The organism is Bradyrhizobium sp. HKCCYLRH2060, from assembly GCF_051168135.1.
GTDB lineage: Bacteria > Pseudomonadota > Alphaproteobacteria > Rhizobiales > Xanthobacteraceae > Bradyrhizobium.
The window spans coordinates 15,553-28,924 of sequence record NZ_JBNPUK010000002.1 but is presented as its reverse complement, the minus strand read 5'-3'; the positions used below and the strand labels follow the sequence as shown (position 1 = coordinate 28,924).

13 protein-coding genes are annotated in these 13,372 nt (G+C 66.0%); 3 read left to right on the top strand and 10 right to left on the bottom strand.

Features of this window, described 5'->3' with window-relative positions; genetic code table 11:
- The first annotated feature begins 94 nt into the window (after positions 1 to 94).
- Positions 95 to 3,157, top strand: coding sequence for an excinuclease ABC subunit UvrA (gene uvrA, locus ACQR10_RS03895; RefSeq protein WP_434911792.1), 3,063 nt, complete (start codon positions 95 to 97; stop codon positions 3,155 to 3,157).
- 157 nt (positions 3,158 to 3,314) lie between these two features.
- Here the strand turns inward: uvrA and ACQR10_RS03890 are convergent, their stop codons facing one another.
- From ACQR10_RS03890 to ACQR10_RS03875, 4 genes are all read right to left on the bottom strand, one after another.
- Positions 3,315 to 3,611, bottom strand: a complete 297-nt coding sequence (locus ACQR10_RS03890; protein ID WP_316236425.1) for a DUF1963 domain-containing protein — start codon at positions 3,609 to 3,611, stop codon at positions 3,315 to 3,317.
- Between the two features lie 127 nt (positions 3,612 to 3,738).
- A complete protein-coding gene (locus tag ACQR10_RS03885) occupies positions 3,739 to 4,065 on the bottom strand; it encodes a hypothetical protein (protein WP_316236424.1) in 327 nt (108 codons plus the stop codon).
- A gap of 232 nt (positions 4,066 to 4,297) precedes the next feature.
- On the bottom strand, positions 4,298 to 4,612 hold the full coding sequence (locus ACQR10_RS03880; RefSeq protein ID WP_434847757.1) for a hypothetical protein: 315 nt from the start codon (positions 4,610 to 4,612) through the stop codon (positions 4,298 to 4,300).
- A gap of 160 nt (positions 4,613 to 4,772) precedes the next feature.
- Entirely contained in the window at positions 4,773 to 5,765 is a 993-nt protein-coding gene (locus ACQR10_RS03875) for a lipase family protein (RefSeq protein ID WP_315799847.1), read from the bottom strand.
- 273 nt (positions 5,766 to 6,038) lie between these two features.
- Between ACQR10_RS03875 and ACQR10_RS03870 the strand changes: the two genes are divergently transcribed.
- A complete protein-coding gene (locus tag ACQR10_RS03870) occupies positions 6,039 to 6,683 on the top strand; it encodes an HAD hydrolase-like protein (RefSeq protein ID WP_315799846.1) in 645 nt (214 codons plus the stop codon).
- A 174-nt stretch (positions 6,684 to 6,857) separates the two neighbouring features.
- Here the strand turns inward: ACQR10_RS03870 and ACQR10_RS03865 are convergent, their stop codons facing one another.
- From ACQR10_RS03865 to ACQR10_RS03855, 3 genes are all read right to left on the bottom strand, one after another.
- Positions 6,858 to 7,871, bottom strand: a complete 1,014-nt coding sequence (locus tag ACQR10_RS03865; protein ID WP_434911791.1) for a cytochrome D1 domain-containing protein — start codon at positions 7,869 to 7,871, stop codon at positions 6,858 to 6,860.
- A gap of 155 nt (positions 7,872 to 8,026) precedes the next feature.
- A complete protein-coding gene (locus tag ACQR10_RS03860; protein ID WP_316215881.1) occupies positions 8,027 to 8,596 on the bottom strand; it encodes an SRPBCC family protein in 570 nt (189 codons plus the stop codon).
- Positions 8,597 to 8,701: 105 nt separating this feature from the next.
- Positions 8,702 to 9,382, bottom strand: a complete 681-nt coding sequence (locus ACQR10_RS03855) for a UPF0149 family protein (protein WP_316215882.1) — start codon at positions 9,380 to 9,382, stop codon at positions 8,702 to 8,704.
- A 62-nt stretch (positions 9,383 to 9,444) separates the two neighbouring features.
- On the opposite strand from ACQR10_RS03855, the gene ACQR10_RS03850 reads away from it, so the two are divergent.
- Positions 9,445 to 9,732: a hypothetical protein gene (locus ACQR10_RS03850; protein ID WP_316215883.1), complete on the top strand. Its 288-nt coding sequence runs from the start codon at positions 9,445 to 9,447 to the stop codon at positions 9,730 to 9,732.
- A gap of 324 nt (positions 9,733 to 10,056) precedes the next feature.
- Here ACQR10_RS03850 and ACQR10_RS03845 read toward each other — a convergent pair whose 3' ends face one another.
- From ACQR10_RS03845 to ACQR10_RS03835, 3 genes are all read right to left on the bottom strand, one after another.
- Positions 10,057 to 10,827, bottom strand: coding sequence for an AAA family ATPase (locus ACQR10_RS03845; protein ID WP_316215884.1), 771 nt, complete (start codon positions 10,825 to 10,827; stop codon positions 10,057 to 10,059).
- A gap of 75 nt (positions 10,828 to 10,902) precedes the next feature.
- Entirely contained in the window at positions 10,903 to 11,760 is an 858-nt protein-coding gene (locus ACQR10_RS03840) for a PCC domain-containing protein (protein WP_316215885.1), read from the bottom strand.
- A 6-nt stretch (positions 11,761 to 11,766) separates the two neighbouring features.
- Positions 11,767 to 13,368 carry an acyl-CoA synthetase gene (locus ACQR10_RS03835; RefSeq protein ID WP_316215886.1) on the bottom strand — a complete coding sequence of 534 codons (1,602 nt, stop codon included), beginning with the start codon at positions 13,366 to 13,368 and terminating at the stop codon, positions 11,767 to 11,769.
- Positions 13,369 to 13,372: the final 4 nt, after the last annotated feature.

Here is a 13,372-nt window from a genome sequence, read left to right as displayed (position 1 = left end):
CCGACGATACCTTTTCCCTCTGGCGTCCGATGGCCGGCTCCCGGCAGAACGCGCCTGCAACAATGGCGCGGTCTCGCGCCGTGGGACGATCGTCATGGATGAAGTGCTCAAGGCCAAGCAGCGCGCGCAAGCCAACCAGTCGAGCCTGCGGGCCATCACCATCCGCGGCGCCCGCGAGCACAATCTGAAAAACATCGACGTCGAGATCCCGCGCGACAGGCTGGTGGTGTTCACCGGGCTGTCCGGCTCCGGCAAATCCTCGCTCGCCTTCGACACCATCTATGCCGAGGGCCAGCGCCGCTACGTCGAATCGCTGTCGGCCTATGCGCGCCAGTTCCTCGAGATGATGCAGAAGCCGGATGTCGACCAGATCGATGGCCTGTCGCCGGCGATCTCGATCGAGCAGAAGACGACCTCGAAGAACCCGCGCTCGACGGTGGGCACCGTCACCGAGATCTACGACTACATGCGCCTGCTGTGGGCGCGCGTCGGCGTGCCCTACTCGCCCGCGACCGGCCTGCCGATCGAGAGCCAGACCGTCTCGCAGATGGTCGACCGCGTGCTGGCGCTGCCCGAAGGCACCCGCCTCTATCTGCTGGCGCCGGTCGTGCGCGGCCGCAAGGGCGAGTACAAGAAGGAGCTCGCCGAATATCTCAAGAAGGGCTTTCAGCGCGTCAAGATCGACGGCACCTTCCATGAGCTCGCCGAGGCGCCCACGCTCGACAAGAAGTTCCCGCACGACATCGACGTCGTCGTCGATCGCATCGTCGTGCGCCCCGACATCGGCCAGCGCCTCGCCGAGAGCTTCGAGACCGCGCTGAAGCTCGCCGAGGGCCTGGCCGTGATCGAGTTCGCGGATGCAGCCCCTTCCTCGTCATCACCGGGCCGCGCCGAAGGCGCGAGACCCGGTGATCCATCCTCTTCGAAGGAGATGGATGGCCGGGTCAAGCCCGGCCATGACGAGAAGAAGAAGGTGGCCAAGATCCACGACAAGAGCGGACCGGAGCGCATCCTGTTCTCCGAAAAGTTCGCCTGCCCGGTGTCCGGCTTCACCATCCCCGAGATCGAGCCGCGGCTGTTCTCGTTCAACAACCCCTACGGCGCCTGCCCGGAATGCGGCGGCCTCGGCGTCGAGCAGCACGTCGATGCCGACCTCGTGATCCCCGACAAGGACGTCACGCTGCGCAAGGGCGCGATCGCGCCGTGGGCCAAGTCGTCATCGCCCTACTACCTGCAGACGCTGACCGCGCTGGGGAAGTTCTACAAGTTCACGCTCGACACCAAGTGGAAGGACCTGCCGAAGAAGACGCAGAACGCGCTGCTGCACGGCTCAGGCGACGACGAGATCAAGTTCACCTATGAGGACGGCGTTCGCGCCTACGACACCAAGAAGCCGTTCGAGGGCGTGATCACCAACATCGAGCGCCGCTTCCGCGAGACCGAGAGCGAATGGGCGCGCGAGGAGCTCGGCAAGTACTTCAACGACGTGCCCTGCGCCGGCTGCAAAGGCTTCCGGCTCAAGCCCGAGGCGCTGTGCGTCAAGGTCGGCGGCAAGCACATCGGCGAGATCAGCGATCTCTCCGTCAAGGCTGCCGGCGAATGGTTTGCCGAGGTGCCGAAGGCCCTGAACGCGCAGCAGACCGAGATCGCCACCCGCATCCTCAAGGAGATCCGCGACCGCCTGACCTTCCTGCTCGACGTCGGCCTGAACTACCTGACCCTGGCGCGCTCCTCCGGCACCTTGTCCGGCGGCGAGAGCCAGCGCATCCGCCTGGCCTCGCAGATCGGCTCGGGGCTGACGGGCGTGCTCTATGTGCTGGACGAGCCGTCGATCGGCCTGCACCAGCGCGACAATGCCCGCCTGCTCGATACGCTGAAGCGGCTGCGCGACCTCGGCAACACCGTGATCGTCGTCGAGCATGACGAGGATGCCATTCGCCTCGCCGACTATGTGCTCGACATCGGCCCGGGCGCCGGCACCCATGGCGGCAACATCGTCGCCGAGGGCACGCCGGCCGAGATCATGCGCAATCCGGCGTCGCTGACCGGCAAATATCTCACCGGCGAGCTCGAGGTCGAGGTACCCGAGCGGCGGCCACCGAACCATCGCCGCACCATCAAGGTGATCAACGCCCGCGGCAACAATCTGAAGAACGTCTCGGCCGAGATTCCGCTCGGCCTGTTCACGGCGATCACCGGCGTGTCCGGCGGCGGCAAGTCGACGCTGCTGATCGACACGCTGTACAAGGCGATCGCGCGCAAGCTCAACGGCACCAACGAGGCGGCGGCGCCGCACGACCGCATCGAGGGCCTGGAGCACATCGACAAGATCATCGACATCGACCAGTCGCCGATCGGCCGCACCCCGCGCTCCAACCCCGCGACCTATACCGGCGCGTTCACGCCGATCCGCGAATGGTTCGCCGGCCTGCCGGAATCGAAGGCGCGCGGCTACGAGCCCGGCCGCTTCTCCTTCAACGTCAAGGGCGGCCGCTGCGAGGCCTGCCAGGGCGACGGCGTCATCAAGATCGAGATGCACTTTTTGCCCGACGTCTACGTCACCTGCGATGTCTGCAAGGGCAAGCGCTACAACCGCGAGACGCTCGACGTGCTGTTCAAGGGCAAGTCGATCGCCGACGTGCTCGACATGACCGTCGAGGAGGCCGCCGAATTCTTCAAGGCGGTGCCGCGCGTGCGCGACACGTTCGAGACCTTGCGCCGCGTCGGCCTCGACTACATCCATGTCGGCCAGCAGGCCACCACGCTGTCCGGCGGCGAGGCGCAGCGCGTTAAGCTCGCCAAGGAATTGTCAAAGCGCGCCACCGGCCGCACGCTCTACATCCTGGACGAGCCGACCACCGGCCTGCACTTCCACGACGTCAAGAAGCTTTTGGAGGTGCTGCACGAGCTGGTCGCGCAGGGCAACACGGTCGTCGTCATCGAGCACAATCTCGAGGTCATCAAGACCGCCGACTGGGTCATCGACCTCGGCCCCGAAGGCGGCGACGGCGGCGGCGAGATCGTCGCCTGGGGCCCGCCCGAGGACATCGTCAAGGCCCCGCGCAGCTACACCGGGCGGTTCCTGAAGCCGGTGCTGGAGAAGTCGGCCAAGCCGAAGAAGCGCAGCCGCGGCGCCGCGAGCGAGGCGGCGGAGTAGTTCCGTCGCGCCGTCATTGCGAGCGAAGCGAAGCAATCCAGAGCCGGGCGCGAGACTCTGGATCGCTTCGTCGCTCCGCTCCTCGCGATGACGGTCGGGACGACGGGCTCGTGCGCCATGCGAGAGGTCGCTGCTTGCACGGACCCTAGATCGTACATCAGTTCGATTGAACGAACGACTCCGACGCGTAGCAATCGAAGCACAGGAAGACGTAGATCATCCCGCAATCCGCGATACATATCTCGTCATTGATCGAATCGAGTTGACCGTAGAACGTCATCTTGACCCGGCAGGTCTTGCAGGTCGGCCATTCATCACCCTGGATGAAATCGGGGCTTCCACCGAGCCGGTGCCTGCGTCCGATCGGCTTTGGCGCCCATTTGAAAGGTGGCATTTCGCGCGCGACGTCATCCAACGGTTCAGGGACGAGCTGAAACGGCGGAATGACTTTCATGCGCGGGTCCGCTGGACTTCGAGGTTACAAGGCTTACCCAGCCTATCGTCTCCCCCCTGTAACGCAACGACAAAGCCCGCCGCTCAGCCAAGCGCGACGGGCTTCATCGTTGCTCTACCAACTCAACTCACCAGCGATAATACCCGCTGCGCGTGCCGTTGTTGTTGCCGCTTGGGCCGACGTCGCCCTGGGTCGAGCTCGGGGTCGGGTGGTTGGTGCCGTTGTAGCCGGCACCCCAGCCCGGGCCGTCATACTCGCCCGGCGCAACCGCGACGTAGCCTTCCTCATAGACCGGTCCGGGCGCCCAGGCGTAGGAATCGCGGTAGGCATAGGTGCTGGTGACCTGGCCACCATAGCCGTAGCCGCCGGGGCCGTACTCGCCGGCTGATGCGGCGGCGGTGCCGGCGACCAGCGTGACCGCGGTCAAAGCCGCCAAACCAAACATGCGTGTCATGAACTTGCTCCTTCGTTCCTAATTATCGCGGAGCAAACAACGTGAGGACCCCCGCGGTTCCGCGGCAGGTCAAGACAATGCTGCGACACAACGCTTCGCTCACATTGCCGCGATCAAATGATCCAACGCGGCTGTATCTTAGCGGCTCACTGCGGAAGAAAAGCCCGCCGCTCGTGTCCGGGCGGCGGGCTCGTCAACTTGACGCTGACTTATCTGAAAGCTCTGAAAGCGACTACCACTGACGATAGACGCCGGTCAGCGTGCCATTGTTGTTGCCAGACGGACCGACATCGCCCTGGGTCGAGCCCGGTGTCGGATGGTTGGTGCCGTTGTAGCCGCCGCCCCAGGCCACTGGGCCAGCCACCGGACCCGGCGCGTAGGCCGGCCCCGGCGCTGCGCCATACACCGGCTCGGAATCCGTGGTCTGCGCCGGCGGCACCCAGGCCATGGAGTCGCCGAAACGGGCATAGCCCTGCGCGGACGCAGCGGCGGTGCCGATCACCAGCGTGGCTCCGGCCAGCGCGGCCATCTTGATCGTGCGTTTCATGTCTCTCTCCTTGCTTCTGTGCGGGGTCAACCACCGCACCGCGCAAGGCGTTCCTGCAGCGCACACTCACAAAAATCGTGATCAAAGGTTGATTGGCCGCCGCACCGAGCCCCTTGCAGGACTGAGCGAACCCAGCCCCGCAAAAGCTCCCCTGCGACGCTCAAGCCGCGACGGCGACCGCCCGCGGCCGCGCCACGCCGGTCTTGGTGACTCCCGGCAGCGGCGGCGCCTTCGTGCCGGTCGCATGCGGGAAATACTGCAGCTGCATGGAATGCATGTAGCCGGCTTCCGCGGTCCAGGAGTCGTTCGCCTCGACGATCGGCGTGATCGTGAACAGGTCCGGATTGCTCGGCGCAATCGCGGTATAGGTCGGGATCGATGCGCTGAGCCACTCGAGCGGTTTGTAGATCGAGTAGTAGTTGGTGTCCTTCAGGACAGGCGCCGGCGGCGGATAGGTGCCGAGAATCCCGTTCAGGTTGGCCCACCCCATCGGCACGATGTCGTTGCTGTTGACCGCCGCGTAATAGGTGTAGCTCTTTGCGAAGGTCGCCGCGAATCCCGCGTTCCACATCGTCGGAGCAGCGAAGGTGTGCGGCCACAGCGTGAACTTCAGCGACGAGTTCAGCTTCGGCAGCTGATCCTGCAGCCATGCCGTCGCCGCCACAGCGAGCGCGCCGCCGAGGCTGTGCCCGGTCACCATCAGTTGCAGGTTCTGCTTGGCCGCGAGGCCGCGCAGATAGTCTAGCAGCGACAGGTCCGTCGTGGGATCGGTGAGCGCGATGACCAGCGCCAGCGCGTCGTTGATTCCGGCGCTGATCTGCAGCGGCGCGCCGGCCTGCTGCGGATACAGCCACGGCACCTGGAAAACCGCGTCGGCATCGGCGAGCACGTTCTCGAAGGCGCCGGCAACCGAGCCGTCGACATCGGTGCCGCGGAACGCCAGCGCATAGCTGCCGTCGCTGCCTTGCGCGACATAGGCGAGCACGCCGTTGTTGACCGCCGGGCCCCAGACGAGCGACCACGGACCGTTCGCCGCGCCCGACGGGACGGACTTCAGCATCGTCACGAAATCGCTCGGCTGAACCGCATCGAGCGCGTCGTCGATATAGGCGAAGTAGGACAGATAGGCTGCAGCCACCTTGTTGAGGGCCATGTGAAATCTCTCTGGCTTGAATGATGAAAACAATTTCGATCAAATCGGGCAGGCAGACCCTGATCCGCCGGCGCACCGGGATCATAGACCGCGTCATCTCCAGGTGCACATCACAACATGTTCACCCCCTGATCATCTAACGTCGCCATGGCGCTGCGAGACGCAACGGTCGCGTCTCATTGCGCCCCGCCCCTCCCGTTGCTATGGCGCAGGGCTGTCGCAGGACGACACGCCTCGACGATCATCAGCCCCTCGCCACGCTTACCCCGCGCGATGCCATATTCTCTCGTCATCTTCGATCTCGACGGCACCCTCGCCGACAGCTTCCCGTGGTTTCGGGTCCACGTGAATGCGGTCGCCGCGCGCTTCGGCTTTCGCCAGGTGAAGGACGAGGACATCGACGGGCTGCGCCATGCCTCGACCCGCGAGATCCTCGATTTCCTCCAGGTGCCGCGCTGGAAGCTGCCCTTCATCGCGCGCCACGTGCGCCGCCTGAAGACGGCGCATGCCGCAAGCATTCCGCTGTTTGCAGGCGTCGACATCATGCTCGACACGCTTGCCGCGAACGGCACGACGCTCGCATTGGTCTCGTCGGACAGCGAGGCCAACGCGCGGCAGAAGCTCGGATTGCGCGCCGGTCTGTTCGCCGATTTCGATTGCTCGGCCTCGGTGTTCGGCAAGGCACGCAAGTTCCGCCGCGTGCTGAAGCGGCTGCGCGTCGACCCGGCCCGGGCCATCGCGATCGGCGACGAGACCCGCGACATCGAGGCGGCGCGCGCCGCCGGCATTGCCTTCGGCGCGGTGACATGGGGCTATGCCGCGGAGCAGGCGCTGCGCGACCAGCGACCGGAGATGCTGTTCACGCGGGTGGAGGAGATCGTGGAGCGGCTGGTCGTGCATGCCGGACGAGATCCGTAGCCTGCATCGGCGCCGGGATGCAGGGACAATGACGAACCTCGATACCTGCCCGCGTCTTTGTGAGCGCCTCGTCAAAGCCCGGATGAGCGCAGCGACATCCGGGGTCATCGCCGGCGTCGCAGAAGAACCCGGATATCGCTGCGCTCATCCGGGCTACAGTCCGTGCCCAGCGCCTCACCGCCGCAGGAACGCGCCGAAGGCGCGCGGACCGTCGCCGACCTTGATCTCTCCCGTGACCTTCAGCGCGGCCACGTCGATGACGCTCAGGATGTTGCTCTCCCAATTGGCGACGATGACGCGCTGGCCGTCGGCGGTCGCCTCGATGCCCTCCGGATAGTCGCCGACACTGATGCGCTTGAGCGGCTGCAGGCTCGCCAGGTCGAACACGCTGACCGTGCCGTCATACTGGTCGGTGGCGAAGCCCCTGCCCTGCGCCAGCGCCACCGCATAGGGCCGCAAGCCGGTCTTGACCCGGCCGATCTCGCGGCGCCCGGCGAGGTCGATCACCGAGACGTCGTTGGAGGCGACATTTGCCGTGTAGGCGCGCTTGCCCTCGGCGTCGATGGTGACACCGAACGGCCGCGTGCCGACCTTGATGGTCGCGAGCCGCTGGCGCGTCGCCGTGTCGATCACCGAGACCATGTCGTCGTCGCGGTCGGCGGAGAGCAGCAGCTTGCCGTCGGGGGTCACCGCAAGCCCCGACGGCGAGGCGCCGACCGTGATGCTGCCGCTCACGCTACGGGTCTTCGCATCGATCACGCGGATTGCGGCGTTGTACCAGTCGGCGACGTAGACCGTCGAACCGTCCGGCGTCACCGCTATGCCGAGCGGCCCGCCACCGACCTCGATGCGGCCGACGACTTTTCGCTCGGCAGCATCGACGACGCTGACGGTCTTGTCGTCCGGACTCGCGATATAGGCGAAGCGGCCGTCGGCGGCGACGGCAACTCCGGCCGGCTTGCCGCCGATCGGAATCGTCGCCACCGGCTTCGAGGTCGCGAGATCGACGATCGTCAGATCGTCGCTGAGCTGATTGGTGACGAAGGCTTCCTCGGCGTGAGCTGCGGTGCCAAGGGCGAGTACAACTGCGAACAGAAGGGCTCGGCCAAAATGAGAGAGAGGACTGGTGGCAGAGTAGCGGACTCGGTGCTTACCTCTCCCCGCTTGCGGGGAGAGGTCGGATTGCATCGCCAGATGCAATCCGGGTGAGGGGGTACAGGTCTCTCCACGAGCACTTCCCGTGCGTCTGCCCCTCACCCCAACCCTCTCCCCGTAAGAACGGGGAGAGGGAGCGCAGTGCCGGCTGGGCGACATCATCGATCCCTAACTACCAATCCGCCCCTTCAGCTACCGCCCTCCACCTTCTTCTTCAGGCCCTCGAGCCCGCCCTTGTAGAGCCCACTCACCGCGTTGACCGCGGCCTCGTCGTTCAGCTCCGGCGGCGGGTCGTTGTTGGGGAAGCCGCGGTAGAACGCGCCGGTCCATTCGACCACGCTGCCCTTGCCGTCAGCGCTCGGCGTCACCGCGATGGTCGACGAGTAGTTCGTCACCGGCAGCACCTTCACGTCGACGGCGGTGATGCGATACGAATAGCTCATCTTCTCGGCGTCGTATTTGTAGAGCTCCTCGTCGACGGTCGCGCCGCCCTTCAGGGTCAGCTTGCGCGTTGCGCCGATCTCGTTGCCCTTGTCGCCCGCGGTCTTGTCGACGATGCCGAGCCAGCTCATGTCCTGGAAGTTGCCGATCACGGCCCACACCTTGGCGGGCGCGGCGTTGATCTCCACGTGCTCCTGCACCTTGCGCCGGGTGGGCCCATGCGCTTCCGCCATCGTCAGGGTCGTGATTGTCAGGGCCGTCGTCGCGATCGCGAGCGCCGTCCTTGCCGTCAGCGCCTTGCCGAACACCATCCTCATCTCGTTTCCTCGGTCACTTTCATTGGCCCGCGCATCCGGCGCGGACAGGCCTATCTTTGCACCGCACTGGATTGTTGCAACAAAAAAGACCGTGTCGTGGCCGCCTCAATTCGCGCCGCAGCAGCGCTTGTATTTCTGGCCGGAACCACAGGGACAGGGGTCGTTGCGGCCGGTCTTGCCGAACGAGGCGAACGGATTGGGCTGCCGGGCAAAGTTGGTCGACGTGGGCACCGGCGGCCCGCTCTGCCGGTATTGATACAGCGTCAGCACCGCCTCGCGGATATCAGCCGGCGCCTCGCGGTCGAGCTTGGCGTTCTCGGCACGATCGTCGTCGAGCGCCAGCTCGATCGCCACCATCAGACGCAGCGCCGCCTCGCCCACCTCCCCGTCGACCTGCCGATAAGCCTTGAACCTCTCATGGCGAAGGTCCACGGCCGCCGCAAAACCGTCGATCCACAGCTCCCAGACGACGTCGCCGTTGAAAGCGTCGATTGGAAAACGCGGCTGGTACTGCTCCGGATGCTGCGCGAGCGTCAGCGCGATCTCCCGGTGATAGTCCATGACCAGCCCGAGCACCTCATTGGCATGGTCGATGCTGGAGAAGACGGAGCGATGCCCCTTGCCGAGCCCGAAGGCCGCCGCGAACCATTCGCCCGGCGGAATCGGCTCAGGCAGCACGAGCAGGCCGGCGATGAAGCCGTCGAGCTCCTCCAGCACCATGGCGCGATCATCCAGGGCCAGCAGCGCCCGTTCGAGCTTGTCGTGGCCGTGGGTCTGCTCCGGCATGCTGCCCCCCTCTTCCTTCGCTGCCGTCGCGCCCTGAGTCGCCCGACGGGCAGGCCGCGCACATGGCCGAGCTACGACGCGGCCGTTTTGACACCAAAACAGCCGTGCGCGCAAAAGCTAAATTTCCGAACGCGATCAGCGGCATCACGCTTGTCCAGTCCTGCCGCAAAAAACATTCTTATTTCGTTTTTAGAGAATTTCTGTTTTCCTGCATGCGTCCCGTCCTCACGAGAGGGACGCTTCGCGGTCGTCACGGGCGTGGAGGGCGGGATGCGATGGACGTCACGGGCCCGGTGCTGATGCGCAAGACGACGGGTCGCGGGACGGACGGCGAAATCGTGTGGTCCTGACCTCCCGACGCTGAGGTCAAATGGGTGTCGATGCCTTTCAGGGCGTCGCGCCGATGACGGTGGCCAGAAAGCCCGGTGCACCGAGGAGAGCGCGTATAAGTCGTAAACCGTCGCGCAGGGAAGGCCGGTTGTTCGGCCAATCCTGTGGTTCCTGCCGCCTGCATTTTTTTCGCAGGCGGGCCATGGGTGCGGCCTGCACCCGGCCTTCCCTGCGCCCTCTCACCTGGGAGGGCGGAATGAATGTCAAAGCTCGGATGCCGGGGCATCGCGAGATCGGTGTCACATGGCCAGTCACGGCGAGCAATCCAGAGTCGTCCGGAGCCGTCACTCCGCGAACACCGCCTGCACGAACCCGTCCGGATCATTGCAGAACTCGCGCATGGCCTTGAAATGATCAGTGTCCTGCACGCGGACGGGCTCCAACCCGTATTTGGTCAACCGCAGCAGAGTCGCGCCCGGATAGGCCATCAGCACCGGCGAATGCGTCGCCATCAGCACCTGGCAATGACTGGAGTCATCCATCCGCCGCATCAGCTTCAAAAACTCGATCTGCCGCGCCGGCGACAGCGCCGATTCCGGCTCGTCGAAGATGTAGATGCCCTGGCGCTGGCAGCGCTCGTCGAAGAAGCGCAGGAAGCCCTCGCCGTGGGAGTGGGACAGGAAGTCCGGCGGCGGCCCGCCGAGCGGATCGTCCAGTGCGGCCTGGTCGAGATAGCGCGCCACCGAAAAGAAGCTCTCGGCGCGGAAGAACCAGCCCTGCGTGATCTTCGGCAGCCAGCTCGCCCGCAGCGCGGCAGCGAGTGCGCCGCCCATGCGCTCCACCGCGCGGCCATGATCAACCGGCATGTAACCCTTGCCGCCGCCGGCCTCGTCATAGCCGGCGAGCGCTGCGATGCCTTCGAGCAGGGTCGACTTCCCGGTGCCGTTCTCGCCAACGATGATCGTAATCGCACGCGTGAAGCTGAGCTCGAACTCATCCTGCAGGAACGGCAGGCAGAACGGATAGGCGGCGCGATCGGAGATCTTGGCCGGATCGAGCCACAGCCGCTTCAGATAAGGGGCTGGCAGCCGGATCTCGCGTTGCTTCCTCGCCATGACGCCTTCACAACCTCGGTGACATCCCCGGCAATCTCGCACATCGCGGCCGCATCGGCCACCGCCGCACCACCGCTACGCCACGACCTCCAGCACCAGCTCCATGGTCATCAGCACCGGATTGTCGCCGCGGACGAGGCGGCCTTGCGCGAGTGCTCCGGTGTAGTCGACCAGCGCGACGTCAACAGTGGCTTCAAGGCTGTCGTCACCGGGCGCGATCGTGCCGGCGGTGATCGTCAGCTCCGTCGCGAACGGCTCGACGACGCCGCCGTCCTCGAAGCGCGCCCCGATGGTCGAGCCGACGCCGCCGCGAATGCGCCCTTTGCTGATCCGCTGCGCCCGGCAGAACGCCTCGAGGCAGCCGGCGAAATCCTGGTTCGGCCGCAGCCGCAACGCGAAGGCGCGGCGATCCGTCGTGGCGCCGCTTGGTGCGGCCGCCACCGGGCCGAACAGCTTGAAGCCGGTCTCGGGATCAGGCGCGGCCGTGAAGATCGCGCCATCGAGCCCGAAAGCCTCGACCTCGAACGGCTCGGCGACGATGGTCTCTTCCGGCAGGATGTGCCCTCCCCCGGCGCGGCCGCCCTGTTCCGTCCACAGCGCGTGGCAATGGAAGAACGGCGCCCCGTCGCGCACGCCGAGCGTCATCGTCGCGGTCGACAGGCGCGTCACACCGGCGGGCCGATAGGTCTCGCTGTAGAACGCGGCATGGTCCGCCGTCTTCGACAGCGCCGGCATCACATAGGCGAACGGGCCGAGCGCACCGCCTTTGATGTCGAGCACGCCGCCGGCAAAGCCCTGGGCCGCCAAGCCGCGGCGCGCAGCTTCGAGCAGCGGCAGGCCCTGCTCCAGCTTGAACGAAAAAGCGCGGCCGCGCGCCGCGACCCACTGGATGCGGTCGGCCACGGGCGCGCCGGGCTGGATGATGGATCGCATCACGCGTCAGTCCTGCCTGGTGAGATCGAGCAGGCCGCGCGCCTCGAGCTCGTCGCGCACCAGACGCTTCGGAATCTTGCCATAGCCCGATTTGGGCAACGCGTCCCAGAAGAAGAACCGCTTCGGCATCTTGTAGCGCGGCAGCTTGGTCGCGAGATAGCCGGCGATGGCGCTCTCGCTCGGCGCCGCCGCGCCCTCGCGCGCGACGCAGACGGCGACGCCGACCTCGCCCCACACCGGATCGGGCACGCCAAGCACGGCGACCTCGCCGATATCCGGATGCGTCAGGATCTTTTCCTCGACCTCGCGCGGATAGATGTTGGAGCCGCCGGAGATGTACATGTCCGACGCGCGGCCGGTGATGTAGACGAAGCCGTGTTCGTCCATGTGGCCGAGATCGCCGGTGCGGAACCAGCCGTCGCGAAACGCCTTCGCGTTGGCCTCCGGATTGTCGTAGTAGCCCGCGAACACGGCCGGTCCGATGACGCAGATCTCGCCAGTCTCGCCGGGCTTGAGCTCACGCCCCTGATCGTCCTGGATCGAGACCTGCATGCCCGTGCGCTCATAGCCGCAGGTGCCGATCCGCGCCTCCGGTCCATCCTCTTCCTCATGCGCCGCGGCCGGCAACACCGTGATGTTGCCGGTGACCTCGCCGAGACCGAAATACTGCACGATCACCTTGCCGAGCCGCGCGAGCGCGCGCTTCTGGTCCTCGCGATACATCGGCGCGCCGGCATAGATGACATGCCGCAGCGAAGAATGATCGAACTGGTCGACCGCGGGATGCTCGACCATCATCTTGAGGATGGTCGGGACCGTGAACAGGTTGCTGACGCGATGCCTCTCGATCAGGCGGAAGGCTTCGGTGATGTCGAACTTCTCGCTCGGCAGCAGCACCGTCCGGGCGCCGCGCGCGCTCTGCATCAGCTGGTGCACGCCGGCGCCGTGCGACAGCGGCGCCACGACGAGAGACGCGTCGTGTTCTGTCGTGCCCGGCGTCAGATCCGCGAGATGATTGGTGATGACGAACGCCATCTGGCCATGGGTCAGCACCGCCGCCTTGGAGCGGCCCGTGGTGCCCGAGGTGAAGAAGAACCAGCAGGGATCGTCGTGCTCGACGGCCGCATTTGCGACCTCTGCGCCCGCATGCGCCTGCATGGCGTCGGCCACGGAGCGCGCGCCGAAGCTGCCGCCCTCGCCGATGCGCCACGTGAACTCCGTGGTCGTCACCGCCGCAGCATGCTCCGGAAAATCGCCATGGCAGAGAAATGCCTTGGCGCCCGAGGCGGTCGCGAGATAGGCGACCTCGTCCGGCATCAGTCGGAAATTGGTGGGCACCCAGACCGCGCCGAGCCGGAACGCGGCGAACATCGAGACGAACATCTCCTCGCAGTTCTTGGAGTGCACCAGAATGCGATCGCCCTTGGCGATCCCCCGCTCGGCCAGCGCCGCCGCGAGCGCCGAGACCATCGCGTCGATTTCGCGCCAGGTCCACGACCTCTCGCCCCAGACGAAGCCGACGCGATCGCCAAGCCGGCGGCCATTTTGCGTAACGATATGCGCGAGGTTCATCACGCGGCGGGACATCCGCAGGGGTGCCGGTGTCATCGAC